The organism is Pseudomonas sp. X10 (assembly GCF_054889225.1).
In genome coordinates this window covers 5288583-5303860 of sequence record NZ_CM142677.1, presented here as the reverse complement: position 1 = coordinate 5303860, position 15278 = coordinate 5288583, and the positions used below count along the sequence as shown (strand labels likewise).

The window sequence follows — 15278 nt, the reverse complement described above, 5'->3', positions numbered from 1 at the left end:
CAGGATGCGAACTATGAGAACCCTCTGGCAGCACTGCCACGTGGCAACCATGGCCCAAGGTACCTACTCGATCATCGAACAAGCGGCGATCGTCACCAGTGCCGGGCTGATCGAGTGGATCGGTCCGCAACAGGACCTGCCAGCCGTGGAGGCCGACAGAACCGTCGACCTCGGCGGCGCCTGGGTTACCCCGGGGCTGATCGACTGCCACACTCATGCGGTGTTCGGCGGTAACCGCAGCGGCGAGTTCGAGCAGCGCCTGCAAGGGGTCAGCTATGCCGAGATCGCCGCCCAGGGCGGTGGTATTGCCAGCACCGTGCGGGCGACCCGCGCGGCCAGCGAGGATGAACTATTCGCCAGCGCCCGGCAGCGGGTCCAGGCGCTGATGCGCGAGGGTGTGACCACGCTGGAGATCAAATCCGGCTACGGCCTGGACCTGGCCAACGAGCGCAAGATGCTCAGGGTTGTCCGCCGCCTGGGGGAAGAGCTGCCGTTGACTGTGCGCAGCACCTGCCTGGCGGCCCACGCGTTGCCGCCGGAATTCGCCGGGCGCTCTGACGACTATATCTCGCATATCTGCGAGCACATGCTTCCGGCCTTGGCCGAAGAAGGGCTGGTGGATGCCGTGGATGCCTTCTGCGAGCATCTGGCGTTTTCCCCTGAGCAGGTCGAACGAGTGTTCATCAAGGCGCGCGAGCTGGGGCTGCCGGTGAAGTTGCATGCCGAACAGCTGTCGTCGCTGCATGGCTCCAGCCTGGCGGCGCGCTATCAGGCGCTGTCGGCCGATCACTTGGAGTTCATGACCGAGGACGACGCTATCGCCATGGCCGATGCGGGCACTGTGGCGGTGTTGTTGCCCGGCGCCTTCTACTTCCTGCGTGAAACCCAATTGCCACCCATGGAGGCCCTGCGCAAGCACGGGGTGAAGATCGCCCTGGCCAGTGACCTCAATCCGGGCACTTCGCCTGTGTTGTCGCTGAGGCTGATGTTGAACATGGGGTGCACTCTGTTCCGCATGACCCCGGAGGAAGCACTGGCCGGCGTTACCCTGCATGCCGCCACGGCCTTGGGCCTTGGGCACAGTCACGGTTCGCTGGAGGAGGGCAAGGTGGCCGACTTCGTCGCCTGGCAGGTCGAGCGGCCTGCCGACCTGGCCTATTGGCTCGGTGGCGACCTGCACAAGCGGGTCGTGCGCCTGGGCCATGAGATTTCCAATTGAGCGAGGTGTTATGGACAAGGTACTGAGTTTTCATCAAGGTCGGCTGCCACTGCTGGTCAGCATGCCCCATGCTGGGCTGGGCTTGACTCCGGCGGTCGAAAAGGGCCTGGTCGAGCAGGCGCGCAGCCTGCCGGACACCGACTGGCACATTCCGCGGCTGTACGATTTTGCCCGTGGCCTGGGCGCCAGCGTGGTCGCGGCGGAGTATTCGCGCTTCGTCATCGACCTCAACCGTCCAGACGACGACAAGCCGTTGTACACCGGCGCTACTACGGGCCTATACCCAGCCACGCTGTTCGAGGGTGAGCCGCTGTTCAAGGAGGGCCAAGAGCCATCCGCCGAGGAGCGAGCCACCTACCTGGAGAAGATCTGGCGCCCGTATCACGACACCATCCGCCGCGAACTGGCGCGCCTGCGCGAGACCTTTGGCTACGCATTGCTGTGGGATGCCCACTCGATCCGCTCGCAGGTGCCGCACCTGTTCGATGGCAAGCTGCCGGACTTCAACCTGGGCACTTTCAACGGCGCCAGCTGCGATCCCGCCTTGGCACAGCGCCTGCTGGGCATCTGTGCCGAGGCCAAGGGCTACAGCCATGTACTCAATGGCCGTTTCAAGGGCGGGCACATCACCCGGCACTACGGTGCCCCGGCGAACCATATCCATGCCGTGCAACTGGAGCTGGCGCAGAGCACCTACATGGAAGAGGTCGAGCCGTTCACCTACCGCGAGGACCTGGCGCAGCCGACGCAGCAGGTGTTGCAGCGATTGCTGGAAGCGCTGTTGGCGTGGGGGCAGGAGCGTTACGCGTAAGCTGCGCGGCTGGGGCTTGACTGTGCCGGTCCAATTGCAGGCTTCGGTTGTAGGACTCGAGGCCTGCGGTTTCACCACAGGTGCATGCTCAAAGCGCAATTCGGGTTTATGATGCCCAACGGCAGAATAATTCCCCACACGGAGTGCGCAATGCAGACCTTGTACCCGCAGATCAAACCCTACGCCCGGCACGATCTGGCCGTGGAAGCGCCGCATGTGCTGTATGTCGACGAGAGCGGCTCGCCGGAAGGTCTGCCGGTGGTGTTCATCCACGGTGGCCCGGGCGCCGGGTGCGATGCACAGAGCCGCTGCTATTTCGACCCGAACCTGTACCGCATCATCACTTTCGATCAGCGCGGCTGTGGCCGCTCCACTCCCCACGCCAGCCTGGAGAACAACACCACCTGGCACCTGGTCGAGGACATGGAGCGTATTCGCAAGCACCTGGGCATAGACAAATGGGTGCTGTTTGGTGGCTCTTGGGGTTCCACCCTGGCCCTGGCCTATGCCCAGACCCACCCCGAGCGGGTGCATGGCCTGATCCTGCGGGGCATTTTCCTCTGCCGTCCGCAGGAGATCGAGTGGTTCTACCAGGCTGGTGCCAGCCGCCTGTTCCCGGACTACTGGCAGGACTACATCGCGCCGATCCCGCCCGAAGAGCGCGGCGACATGGTCAGGGCATTCCACAAGCGCCTGACCGGCAATGACCAGATCGCCCAGATGCACGCGGCCAAGGCCTGGTCGACTTGGGAAGGGCGTACCGCCACCCTGCGGCCTAACCCCCTGGTGGTCGACCGCTTCTCCGAACCGCAGCGGGCCCTGTCGATCGCCCGGATCGAATGCCACTACTTCATGAACAACGCGTTCCTCGAGCCGGACCAACTGATTCGCGACATGCCCAGGATCGCCCACCTGCCGGCGGTGATAGTGCACGGCCGCTACGATGTTATCTGCCCCCTGGACAACGCCTGGGAACTGCACCAGGCCTGGCCGAACAGTGAACTCAAGGTGATTCGTGATGCCGGTCATGCGGCTTCCGAACCGGGTATCACCGATGCCCTGGTGCGTGCCGCCGACCAGATGGCCCGGCGCCTGCTCGACCTGCCACTGGACGAAGCATGAAAGGCTTGCTGCAACGCGTGCGTGGTGCGCGGGTCGAAGTGGACGGTGAAATCGTCGGCGCCATTGACCAGGGCCTGTTGGTGCTGGTGGCGGTAGAACCTGAAGATACCCCGGAGCATGCCGACAAACTCTTGCACAAGCTGCTCAATTACCGGGTGTTCAGCGACCCCGAGGGCAAGATGAACCTGTCGCTGAAGGATGTCGATGGTGGGCTGTTGCTGGTGTCCCAGTTCACCTTGGCTGCCGACACCCGCAGTGGCCTACGCCCGAGTTTCTCCACCGCAGCCCCTCCGGCCCTGGGGGCCGAGCTGTTCGACTACCTGGTGGCCCGGGCCCGGGTGCAGCACTGCGCAGTGGCCAGCGGTCGTTTCGGTGCTGACATGCAAGTGCATCTGGTCAATGATGGCCCTGTGACATTTATGTTACAAATATGAAGGTAAAAACCCGTTATCTTTATGAAAATCGCGGTTTCATACGATAAATAGTTTTGCCAGTCTGATGCGTTGCAACGCGGCCTGCTGGATAATCGCGCGCTGTGTGAACCTGCGTTCGCAGGTTCGTTTCACTCTGACTTGAGTATCGTCCGGAGCCGTTTGGGGAATCATTGCGCCCTTACGGGGTCCGAACAGTGCTCGCCAACCCGGCAATTGTCGCTGGCCGTTGGTTCTATGATCTGTTTTCGGCGAGGTTTGCTCGTGATTGTAAGTCCCTATACTGCTCCAAGAACTCCCGGCAATTGGCTGCGCAAGGCCATGTTGGCAGGCGCAACCCTGGTCAGCCTGTTGGGCGCCGGCCAGCTGTGGGCGTTCACTCTTGACGATGTTGCAGCCAAGGCAAAGGATCTGGCCGGGCAGAAGTACGAAGCACCGAAGAGCAATCTGCCGGATGTGTTCCGCGAGATGAAATTCGCGGACTACCAGAAGATTCGCTTCCTCGAGGAAAAGGCCGAGTGGGCCAAGGACAAGACCCCCTTCAAACTGTCCTTCTATCACCAGGGCATGCATTTCGACACCCCGGTGAAAATCAACGAAGTCACTGCTACCACGGTCGAGGAAATCAAGTACGACCCCAGCCGCTTCGACTTCGGCGACCTGCAGTTCGACCCCAAGGCGACCAAGCAGCTTGGTTACGCGGGGTTCCGCGTGCTCTACCCGATCAACAAAGCTGACAAGCAGGACGAGATCATGACCCTGCTGGGTGCCAGCTACTTCCGCGTGGTCGGCAAGGGGCACGTCTATGGGCTGTCGGCCCGCGGCCTGGCCATCGATACGGCGCTGCCATCGGGCGAGGAGTTCCCGCGCTTTACCGAGTTCTGGGTGGAAAAGCCCAAGCCTGGCGACAAGCACCTGGTGATCTATGCCTTGCTCGATTCGCCACGCTCTACCGGTGCCTACAAGCTGACCTTGCGTCCGGGCAGCGACACCATCGTCGACGTCAAGTCGCGGGTCTACCTGCGTGAGCAGGTCAGCCGCCTGGGCATCGCGCCGTTGACCAGCATGTTCCTGTTCGGCAGCAACCAGCCGTCCAAGGTCCTGAACTACCGCCCGGCCCTGCACGACTCCGAAGGCCTGTCGATCCATGCCGGCAACGGCGAATGGTTGTGGCGTCCGCTGAACAACCCGAAACATCTGGCCGTGAGCAACTTCAGCGTAGAGAACCCGCGTGGTTTCGGCCTGCTGCAACGCCAGCGCGAGTTCAGCCATTACGAAGACCTGGATGACAACTACCAGAAGCGTCCAAGCGCTTGGATCGAGCCGCGTGGCGACTGGGGCAAGGGTACTGTCGACTTGGTCGAGATCCCCACCGCCGATGAAACCAACGACAATATCGTTGCCTTCTGGAGCCCAGAGAAACTGCCGGAGCCTGGCCAGCCGTACGAACATGACTATCGCCTGCACTGGACCATCGATGAGGCCCAGTTCCACTCGCCGGACCTGGGCTGGGTCAAGCAGACCCTGCGTTCGACCGGTGACGTCAAGCAATCCAACCTGATCCGCCAGCCTGACGGCAGCGTCGCCTTCCTGGTCGACTTCGAAGGCCCGGCCCTCGCGGCCCTGCCGGAGGACACCGCGCTGCGTAGCCAGGTCAGCGTCGACGATAATGCCGAGCTGATCGAAAACAACCTGCGCTACAACCCTGAAACCAAGGGCTGGCGCCTGACCCTGCGGATGAAGATCAAGGACCCGGGCAAGTCGGTCGAGATGCGTGCTGCGCTAGTGCGTGATGTACCGGTCGAGGCAGCGAAGCCAGCCAAGGACAGCAAGCAGGACAAGGCCGGTGCCAAGCACGTCAAGGCCGAGAAAGCCGGCAAGGCCGACAAGCCAGCCGAGCAGCCTGCCGCCGATGCGGCGACCACCACCGAGGCCCCGGCCACCACTGAAAAAGTGCTGACCGAAACCTGGAGCTATCAGTTGCCTGCCGATGAGTAACTCAAGCGCACGGCCAGAGTCGCTTGGCGAGTACCTGGCCCATCTACCACTGAGTGACGAGCAGCGCGCCGAACTGGCCCGTTGCTCGTCGTTCAGCGAACTGCACCAACGCCTTTCGGCACAGCCTGCCAGCAACCCCGCCGAGGCTGTCCAGGCCTCGGTCGGTAGCCGGCTGACCTTGGGAACGGCCGCCGAGCTGGAAGACGCCGAGATGCTCGGCGTCGACGCCGGTGGCCGGTTGAGCCTGAAGATTGCGCCACCGATCCAGCGCACCCGGGTCATTCCCGAGCCGTGGCGCACCAATATCCTGATCCGTGGCTGGCGCCGCCTGACTGGCCGCACCAACGCTCCTGCGCCGGTCAAGCGCGAGCTGCCGAAGGCGCGCTGGCGCTGGGTTGGCTCCCTGCGCCGCTACATCCTGCTGGCCCTGATGCTCGGCCAGACCCTGGTCGCGGGCTGGTACATGAAGGGCATCCTGCCTTATCAGGGCTGGTCCTTCTTCGAGTTCGACGAGGTGCTCAACCAGCCTGTGCTGCAGACCGTGACCCAGGTTTGGCCCTATGCCCTGCAGACCAGCATCCTGATCCTCTTCGGCATCCTCTTTTGCTGGGTGTCCGCGGGCTTCTGGACCGCGTTGATGGGATTCCTCGAGCTGCTCACCGGGCGTGACAAGTACCGGATCTCCGGCAGTAGCGCGGGCAGCGAGCCGATCGCTGCGCACGCGCGTACCGCGATTGTCATGCCGATCTGCAACGAGGACGTACCGAGGGTCTTTGCCGGCCTGAGGGCGACCTTCGAGTCGGTGGCCGCCACAGGTGACCTGGATCGCTTCGACTTCTTCGTGCTCAGCGATACCAATGACACCGACATCGCCGTCGCCGAACAGCAAGCCTGGCTGGAGGTCTGTCGCGAAGCCAAGGGTTTCGGGCGCATCTTCTATCGCCGCCGCCGTCGCCGGGTCAAGCGCAAGAGCGGCAACCTCGACGACTTCTGCCGCCGCTGGGGCGGCGAGTATCGCTATATGGTGGTGCTCGATGCCGACAGCGTGATGAGCGGCGAATGCCTGACCAGCCTGGTGCGCCTGATGGAGGCTAACCCCGATGCCGGTATCATCCAGACCGCGCCCAAGGCTTCTGGCATGGACACTCTGTATGCGCGCATGCAGCAGTTCGCCACCCGTGTCTACGGCCCGCTTTTCACCGCAGGCCTGCACTTCTGGCAATTGGGTGAGTCGCACTACTGGGGCCATAACGCGATCATCCGCATGAAACCCTTCATCGAGCACTGTGCCCTGGCGCCGTTGCCGGGCAAGGGCGCCTTTGCCGGGGCGATCCTTTCCCACGACTTCGTCGAAGCTGCGCTGATGCGTCGTGCCGGCTGGGGCGTGTGGATCGCCTACGATTTGCCGGGCAGTTACGAGGAGTTGCCGCCGAACCTGCTCGACGAGCTCAAGCGGGACCGTCGCTGGTGTCATGGCAACCTGATGAACTTCCGACTGTTCTTGGTCAAGGGCATGCACCCGGTACACCGTGCGGTGTTCCTCACTGGCGTAATGTCCTACTTATCGGCGCCGCTGTGGTTCTTCTTCCTGGTGCTCTCGACCGCGCTGCTGGCGACCAATACCCTGATGGAGCCGCAGTATTTCCTCGAGCCATTCCAGCTCTACCCGCTGTGGCCGCAGTGGCATCCGGAGAAGGCCATCGCGCTGTTCTCCACCACCATCGTGCTGCTGTTCCTGCCCAAGCTGCTCAGCATCATCCTGATCTGGGCCAAGGGCGCCAAGGAATTCGGCGGGCGTATCAAGGTAACCCTGTCGATGTTGCTGGAGATGCTTTTCTCCATGTTGCTGGCACCGGTGCGCATGGTGTTCCACACCCGCTTCGTGCTGGCTGCGTTCCTCGGCTGGGCGGCAACCTGGAACTCGCCACAGCGCGACGACGACTCCACCTCGTGGAGCGAAGCGGTGCGCCGCCATGGCCCGCAGACCCTGTTGGGCCTAGCCTGGGCCCTGCTGGTGGCCTGGCTGAACCCGAGCTTCCTGTGGTGGCTGGTGCCGATCGTCGGCTCGTTGATGCTGTCGATCCCGGTGTCGGTGATCTCCAGCCGGGTCAAGCTGGGTTTGCGCGCCAAGGATGAGAAGCTGTTTCTGATCCCTGAAGAGTACGCCACCCCGCCTGAGTTGCTCGCCACTGACCAGTACACCCATGAGAACCGCTGGCACGCGCTCAACGACGGTTTTGTTCGCGCTGTGGTCGACCCTCGCCAGAATGCTCTGGCTTGCGCCATGGGCACGGCCCGTCACGGCCTGGCCGAGCCAGTCGAGGCGCTGCGCGCCGAGCGTATCGCCATGGCCCTGGAGGCTGGCCCCGAGGGTCTGGATGGCAATACCCGCCTGGCGTTGTTGAGCGACCCGGTGGCCCTGACGCGTTTGCACGAGCGGGTCTGGGCCGAGCAAAGCGAGGCCTGGCTGGGCGTTTGGCGCAACTCGATTGCCAGCGACCCGCACTCGCCGTTGCTGCCACTGCATCCCGAGGGCCAGGCCCAGCCCACGCTGGCCGGGGCCTGACGGGGTGCTCCAGGGCCGCGTCGCGGCCCGTTGCCGTCAGTCTGCTCCTGCAGTCTGGGCCATAGGCCTCTGCAGGAGTGTAATGCTGTTCATTTAAGACATCTGTTGCATGCTTTGGGGCCGCTGCGTAGCCCTAACTGAAGGCACTCCTGCTTAAGTGAACAGCATTACGCCAAGCAGCGGGATTGCCGATGTTTTGGCCAACAAAGTCCCCCCCGGCTCTAGGTCCCGAGCCGCGCATGCGTTAGCATCCCTCCCGATATTGCGCATCGGTCTGTAAACCGTTCGCTTCCAACAATAAAGTTCGCTCTATTTCTTGCTAGGGGACCTGGTGATGATGAAGAAATACCTGTCGCGACTGCTGGTCGCTGTCGCCGCGCTGGTCGCGGTCACGACCGCCCAGGCGGGCGCCATCGAAGACGCGGTCAAGCGCGGCACCCTGCGTGTAGGCATGGACCCGACCTACATGCCGTTCCAGATGACCAACAAGCGCGGTGAGATCATCGGCTTCGAAGTGGACATCCTCAAGGCCATGGCCAAGTCCATGGGCGTCAAGCTGGAGACCGTCTCCACTGCGTATGACGGCATCATCCCGGCCCTGCTGACCAACAAGTTCGACATGATCGGCAGCGGCATGACCCTGACCCAGGAGCGTAACCTGCGCCTGAACTTCAGCGAGCCCTTCATCGTGGTCGGCCAGACCCTGTTGATCCGCAAGGAGCTGGCAGACAAGGTCAAGTCCTACAAAGACCTGAACAGCGCTGACTACCGCATCACCTCCAAGCTCGGCACCACTGGCGAGATGGTCGCCAAGAAGCTGATCAGCAAGGCCAAGTACCATGGCTACGACAACGAGCAGGAAGCGGTGATGGACGTGGTCAACGGCAAGGCCGACGCCTTCGTCTACGACGCCCCCTACAACGTGGTCGCGGTGAACAAGGCCGGTGCTGGCAAGCTGCTGTTCCTCGACGAGCCGTTCACCTACGAGCCGCTGGCCTTCGGTCTGAAGAAGGGCGACTACGACAGCATCAACTTCATCAACAACTTCCTGCACCAGATCAAGCACGACGGTACCTACGATCGAATCCACGACAAGTGGTTCAAGAACACCGACTGGCTGAAGGAAATGGAATAAGGGCCAGCCACAAGCCGCAGGTTGCAAGCTGCAAGAAGAAGCGGGGCGGTGCACGTCCTGGCTTTTTCTTGCGGCCTGTAGCTTGCGGCTTGCGACTTTTTGGCATTCGCATCTACGGAATTACCCGACGTGATCAAACACAAGAAAGCCCAGTGGCCCTGGCACGGGCTGACCGCACTGGTCCTGGTGGGCCTGGCGGTCAGCCTCTACTTTGCCACTTCGATGATTTCCTACGAGTGGCGCTGGAACCGGGTGCCGCAGTATTTCGCCTACCAGGCCGAGGACGCCCAGCGCGCCGCTGGATATGGCACGGTGGAGGACATCGTCCTTCAGGGCGATATGGCCCGTGTCACCTTGCGTGACGAGGATGGCGACGAACAGGTACTGGAAGTCGAACGGAACAGCGTGCAGGTGAGCCGGGGCGACGATGTCGCTGAAGGCGACCTGGTTGGCGTGACCCGCCATTGGGCTGCGGGCCCGTTGGCCTGGGGCCTGTGGACCACCCTGTGGATCTCTGTGGTGTCCGGTGCGTTCGGCCTGGTGATTGGCCTGTTTGCAGGGTTGTGCCGGCTGTCGAGCAACCCGACGCTGCGCGATCTGTCGACGGTATATGTCGAACTGGTGCGCGGTACGCCACTGCTGGTGCAGATCTTCATCTTCTACTTTTTCATCGGCACCGTGCTCAACCTGTCCCGCGAGTTCGCCGGGGTGGCGGCGCTGGCGCTGTTCACCGGCGCCTATGTGGCCGAGATCGTCCGGGCTGGCGTGCAGTCGATCGCTAAGGGGCAGGGCGAGGCGGCCCGCTCGCTGGGGCTCAACACCAGCCAGTCGATGCGCCATGTGATCCTGCCACAGGCGTTCAAGCGTGTGCTGCCGCCTCTGGCCGGGCAGTTCATCAGCCTGGTCAAGGACACGTCGCTGGTGTCGGTGATCGCCATCACCGAATTGACCAAGAGTGGCCGCGAGGCGATCACTACTTCGTTCTCGACCTTCGAGATCTGGTTCTGCGTGGCAGGTTTGTACCTGCTGATCAACCTGCCGCTGTCGCACTTCGCCAGCCGGCTCGAGCGGAGGCTTGCGCAAAGTGATTGAAGTCCGAGATCTAGTAAAAGTCTTCGACACCCGTGGCCAGGTGGTGCGTGCGGTCGACAACGTCACCACCGGCGTTGCCAAGGGCGAAGTGGTGGTGGTGCTGGGCCCGTCGGGTTCGGGCAAGTCGACCTTCCTACGCTGCCTCAACGGCCTGGAGGACTTCGATGAGGGCCATGTGGCCATCGACGGTCTGCAGTTGGACGACCCGAAGACCGACATCAATGCCTACCGTCGTGAAGTCGGCATGGTGTTTCAGCATTTCAATCTGTTCCCGCACATGACCGTGCTGGAGAACCTGTGCCTGGCACAGAAGGTGGTGCGCAAGCGCGGCAAGGCCGAGCGTGAGGCCAAGGCCCGGGCGTTGCTGGAGAAGGTCGGCATCGGCGAGAAGGCCAACGAATATCCTTCGCGCTTATCGGGTGGTCAGCAGCAACGCGTGGCCATCGCCCGCGCCCTGGCGATGGACCCGAAGGTCATGCTGTTCGACGAGCCGACCTCGGCGCTGGACCCGGAGATGGTCGGCGAAGTGCTGGATGTCATGAAGACCCTGGCCCAGGAAGGCATGACCATGGTCTGCGTCACCCACGAAATGGGCTTTGCCCGGGAAGTGGCCGACCGGGTGCTGTTCTTCGACCATGGCAAGCTGCTGGAAGACTCGCCTCCCCAGCAGTTCTTCAGCGCACCCAAGGACCTGCGGGCCCAGGCGTTCCTGCGCCAGGTGCTGTAGGCCACCTACACGAGCCTGTAGGAGCCGGCTAACGCTAGCTCCTACCCGCTGAGTGTCGATCACAAGTATCTACAGGCTGAACCTGCCCACCATGCTGCGCAGTTGCTTGCCCAGCTGTTCCAGTTCGCCGCTTGACGCTGCGGTCTGCTCACTGGCCGTGCTGGTCTGGTCCGACACGTCGCGCACGTTGATCACATTGCGGTTGATCTGCTCGGCGACCACGCTTTGCTGTTCGCTGGCGGTGGCGATCTGCTGGTTCATGCCCTGGATGGTCGAGACCGTGTCGGTGATCTGGCCCAGGGCACTGCCGGCCTTACGGCTCAACGCCACGCTCTGTTCGGTGAGGCGCTTGCTGCTGTCGAGCAGGCCCGTGACCTGGTCGGTGCCATGGTGCAGGTTACCGATCAACTGCTCTATCTCCTCGGTCGATTGCTGGGTGCGCTGTGCCAGGCCCCGGACTTCGTCGGCCACCACGGCGAAGCCGCGGCCAGCCTCACCGGCTCGGGCGGCTTCGATGGCGGCGTTGAGCGCCAGCAGGTTGGTCTGTTCGGAGACCGACTTGATCACGTCAAGGATGCTGCCAATACGCTGGCTCTCTCCAGCCAGGTTGTGCATGGCATCTAGGCAATGGTCCATCTGGCCGGCCAGTTGTTCGATCTGGGCGATCGCCTCGGCGACCACTTGATCGCCCAGCTGTGCTTGGTGATCGGCGGTGGTCGCCGCTGCCGAGGCTTGCTCGGCACTGTGCGCCACCTCTTGGACTGTAGCGCTCATCTGGTTCATGGCCGTGGCAACCTGGTCGGTTTCTTCCTTCTGTTGGCTGACGCGGACTTTGGTCTCCTCGCTGGCTGTCGCCAGTTGCTCGACGGCAGCCGACAGCTGGGTGACGCCCTGGTCGATGCCGCCCAGCAGCTCACGCAGGCTGAAGGTCATGTCGCGCATGCTGTCTTGCAATTGCCCCAGTTCATCGCACCGCTCTGTCATTTGCACCTGGCTGAGGTCGCCGCGTGCGATCCTCGACGCTTGGGCCAGGGTCTGGCGTAGCGGTTGGGTGATTTGCAGGGTGATCAGCCACGCGGCCAGGATGCCAATGACCAAGGCCAAGACTGCCACGCTGGTCATCAAGGTGCGCGCCGCGCTGCTCTCCTGGTCGCGTTGCACGACCTGGTTGTCGCTCAGGTGCTCTCCGGCCTCACCTAACTGATCGCCCAGCGCTTCCATGTTTGACTGCAACTGTTCGACACGGATGGCCATGCGCCGGTACGCCTCCAGGTTGCTGCGGTACTTGCCCAGTTCGATGCCGGGGCGCTCCAGTGGGGGACGGGGCAGGTCAAGGCGCTGCAGCCTTTGCAGCAGCTGGGCCAAGCTGGTTTCGGCGGCTTCCAGGGCTTTCTGCCCGACGCTTTCGAAACGCTCCAATGGCGAGAAGGTGTAAGCGGGCACCAGACTCTGCTGGTTGGCCGTATCGACATGCCGCGCCAAGGCCTCCATCAGGCCGAGCACATTGCCCTGGCCAGACTGCTGGCTGTCACTGGACATCCGCAGCAGTACCTGGCGTTGCAGGCTATCGATCGCATCTGTCAGGCGTGTTTCCTGCTGTTGCAAGTCCTGCTGCAGTTGCTGGCGAGAGGCAACGGCTTGCTGCAAGGCCTCGAAATCCTGCCGATAGCGCTGCAGTTGCCGCTGCATAGGGCCGACAGTCTGGCGGTCCTGCTCATTGGTGTAACGCTGCTGCATGCTGGCGACCAGGCCATCGAGCTGGTTCAGCGCTTGGTTGATCTGGGCCTTGCTCTGCTCGTCGGCAAGCACCCGGAAGGTGATACGTTCGGCGCGCAGGTCTTTGATGATGTCGGTGAGCAGGCCGATTTCGTTCAGCTTGTCAGCACGCTCGATGGCGTTGCCCAAGGCGATCCAGCCTGTAAGTGTGGTGACCAGTGTCAGCAGCAGGACAGTGGCAAAGCCCAGAGTGAGTTTGAGTCTTACGCTCAGGTTGCCGAGCATCCGGTTGATGGGTCCGACCATGATGAATCTCCTACCTGTTGGAAAGCGGTGCACGCCGGGGGATCCAGCGGGCCAGGCCTTCTTTGCTCATCGGCCGTGGGGCCTCAAGCTGGACCTTCAAAAGGCGTAGGAGGATTCGGACGTGTTGGTAGGCTTTTTCGTGGTGTGGTGCCTATAGGCGCGAGCTGACGCCAGCGCCTATAGGGGGCGTTACAGCCTGAACTTGCTCACCAGGTTTTGCAGGTGGTTGCCCAGACGTGCCAGCTCGGCACTGGAGGAGGCCGTTTCCTCGCTGGCCGCCGAGGTCTGGTCGGAGATATCGCGTACGTTCATCACGCTGCGGTTGATCTCTTCGGCCACCGCGCTCTGTTGCTCGGCAGCCGTGGCGATCTGTTGGTTCATTGCCTGGATCGACGACACGGTGCGGGTGATGGTGTCCAGCGAGCCACCGGCGCGCCGGGTCAGCTCCACGCTGCTGTCGGTCAGGCTGCGGCTGTTGTCCATGACGCTGGCTACCCGCTGAGTACCGTTCTGCAGTCCGGCAATCAGTTCTTCGATTTCTTCGGTCGACGCCTGGGTGCGCTGGGCCAGGCTGCGCACCTCGTCGGCGACCACGGCGAAGCCACGACCGGCTTCGCCGGCGCGAGCAGCTTCGATGGCGGCGTTGAGCGCCAGCAGGTTGGTTTGCTGCGCCACCGACTTGATCACGTCCAGCACGCTTCCGATCTTGTCGCTTTCGGCCTTCAGTTCACCCATGGCTTCGCTGGAGTGCAGGACTTCATTGGCCAGGCGCTCGATCTGAGCGATCGCCTCGCCGACCACCCGGTCGCCTTCCCGTGCCTGCTGGTCGGCCATCAGTGCCGCCTCCGAAGCTTGCTCAGCGTTGCGGGCGACATCCTGGACGGTGGCGGTCATCTCATTCATGGCCGTGGCGACTTGATCGGTCTCGACTTTCTGACTGTTGACCCCGGCGCTGGTCTGTTCGGTCACCGCCGAGAGCTCCTCGGCTGCGCTGGCGAGCTGGGTGACACCGTCGCCAATGCCTCCGATCAGCTCGCGCAGGCCTTGGGTCATGCGTTGCATGCTGGCTTGCAGTTGGCCCAGTTCATCACGGCGGTTCACCGCCAGGTCATGGCGCAGGTCGCCGCTGGCGACACGTTCGGCGGCCGCCAGGGTCTGGCGCAGAGGGATGATGATTTGCCGGGTGATCGCCCACGCGGAGAGGATGCCCAACACCAGGGCCAGCAGGGTGGCGACGATCAGTGTGGACTTGGCCTGCTGTGCGTCTTGGTCGCGTTTTTCAGTTTGCGACTGGGTCAGTGCCTGGCTGGCGCTGATCAGCACCTGGCCCTGCGTAGCCATGTGTTGCAGGGCTTGTTCGCTGGCAGACTGGGCTGCACCGACTTGGATCACCGCATCGCGATAACCGGCCAGGGCCTGGCCGGCCTCGTCGAGGTTGGCGGCGTATTCGGCTGGCAGCCTGGCGGGCAACTCCTTGAGCACTGCGGCAGCCTGGTCGATAGCGTCTAGAGCTGTCTTCTGGTATTCGGCCTGGCCGCTGTAGGTGTAGCCGCGCACTTGGAAGCGTGCCTGTTGCAGCAGTTTGCTGGCCTGGACCGTGCTCTGGTACGGGCTGATATCGCCGGCCTGCAACAGGCGTCGCTCGGCCTGGGCGATCACCTCGGCCGCCTTGTCGGCAGTGCTACCAAGCATCTCGCGGCTGGCTTCGCGGTGTTGCCCTGCCTGCTGCAGGCTGTCGAAGGCCTGTTGGTACTGGCGCACGGCTTCGCGCTGCTGTTCCAGGTGCTGCAGTTCGTCGGGGCTGCTGAGACGCTGCTGCATCTTCTGCGTCTGTTGCTCGAGGCCGGTCAGGAGCTTTTTCATTTCCGCCTCGCTGGCGGCATCCCGGTTGCGTTCATAGTTCTGCCGGGTGATGCGCAGTTCCTGAGTGTCCTGGAGGATCTGCGCGATACCGCTGAGCTTGCCGGACCGGTCGATGATGCCGGTGAGCGCCAGCCAACCGGTCAGGGTGATGGCCAGTGTCAGCAGGAGGACCAGGCTGAAGCCGATGCCCAGTTTGCGATTGACGCTCACATTGCCCAGAGTCTGGGCTAACCAACGGTACATGGTGGACTCCCTAGCGATCAGCTTTGCTGAATATCGTTTTGCCAGTACA

11 protein-coding genes and 2 pseudogenes are annotated in these 15278 nt (G+C 62.9%); 9 read left to right on the top strand and 4 right to left on the bottom strand.

Annotated features, from left to right (window positions below):
- Positions 1-13 precede the first annotated feature (13 nt).
- The 9 genes from hutI to ACYU03_RS24075 all read left to right on the top strand — a co-directional run bounded on the left by hutI (position 14) and on the right by ACYU03_RS24075 (position 11101).
- Positions 14-1219, top strand: a complete 1206-nt coding sequence (gene hutI, locus ACYU03_RS24115; RefSeq protein WP_461887111.1) for an imidazolonepropionase — start codon at positions 14-16, stop codon at positions 1217-1219.
- A 10-nt stretch (positions 1220-1229) separates the two neighbouring features.
- Positions 1230-2030: an N-formylglutamate deformylase gene (hutG, locus tag ACYU03_RS24110; RefSeq protein ID WP_461887110.1), complete on the top strand. Its 801-nt coding sequence runs from the start codon at positions 1230-1232 to the stop codon at positions 2028-2030.
- 150 nt (positions 2031-2180) lie between these two features.
- Entirely contained in the window at positions 2181-3152 is a 972-nt protein-coding gene (pip, locus tag ACYU03_RS24105; RefSeq protein ID WP_461887109.1) for a prolyl aminopeptidase, read from the top strand.
- Entirely contained in the window at positions 3149-3586 is a 438-nt protein-coding gene (gene dtd / locus ACYU03_RS24100; protein ID WP_461887108.1) for a D-aminoacyl-tRNA deacylase, read from the top strand. Before pip ends, dtd begins: the two co-directional genes overlap by 4 nt.
- Positions 3587-3847: 261 nt before the next feature.
- Positions 3848-5581, top strand: a complete 1734-nt coding sequence (locus ACYU03_RS24095) for a glucan biosynthesis protein G (RefSeq protein WP_461887107.1) — start codon at positions 3848-3850, stop codon at positions 5579-5581.
- A complete protein-coding gene (gene mdoH, locus ACYU03_RS24090) occupies positions 5574-8147 on the top strand; it encodes a glucans biosynthesis glucosyltransferase MdoH (protein WP_461887106.1) in 2574 nt (857 codons plus the stop codon). The genes ACYU03_RS24095 and mdoH overlap by 8 nt, the downstream gene beginning before the upstream one ends.
- Before the next feature lie 337 nt (positions 8148-8484).
- Complete coding sequence (locus tag ACYU03_RS24085) at positions 8485-9282, top strand: transporter substrate-binding domain-containing protein (RefSeq protein WP_461891541.1); 798 nt, start codon at positions 8485-8487, stop codon at positions 9280-9282.
- Positions 9283-9411: 129 nt separating this feature from the next.
- Positions 9412-10374 carry an amino acid ABC transporter permease gene (locus ACYU03_RS24080; RefSeq protein WP_461887105.1) on the top strand — a complete coding sequence of 321 codons (963 nt, stop codon included), beginning with the start codon at positions 9412-9414 and terminating at the stop codon, positions 10372-10374.
- A complete protein-coding gene (locus ACYU03_RS24075) occupies positions 10367-11101 on the top strand; it encodes an amino acid ABC transporter ATP-binding protein (protein WP_461891540.1) in 735 nt (244 codons plus the stop codon). Before ACYU03_RS24080 ends, ACYU03_RS24075 begins: the two co-directional genes overlap by 8 nt.
- Positions 11102-11170: 69 nt before the next feature.
- Here ACYU03_RS24075 and ACYU03_RS24070 read toward each other — a convergent pair whose 3' ends face one another.
- From ACYU03_RS24070 to ACYU03_RS24055, 4 genes and pseudogenes are all read right to left on the bottom strand, one after another.
- Positions 11171-11884, bottom strand: a complete 714-nt coding sequence (locus ACYU03_RS24070; protein WP_461891539.1) for a methyl-accepting chemotaxis protein — start codon at positions 11882-11884, stop codon at positions 11171-11173.
- A 141-nt stretch (positions 11885-12025) separates the two neighbouring features.
- Positions 12026-13102, bottom strand: a pseudogene (locus ACYU03_RS24065) (methyl-accepting chemotaxis protein); the annotation flags it as partial.
- 210 nt (positions 13103-13312) lie between these two features.
- Positions 13313-14026, bottom strand: coding sequence for a methyl-accepting chemotaxis protein (locus tag ACYU03_RS24060; protein WP_461891538.1), 714 nt, complete (start codon positions 14024-14026; stop codon positions 13313-13315).
- 141 nt (positions 14027-14167) lie between these two features.
- Positions 14168-15229 (bottom strand): annotated as a pseudogene (locus ACYU03_RS24055) (methyl-accepting chemotaxis protein); the annotation flags it as partial.
- Positions 15230-15278: the final 49 nt, after the last annotated feature.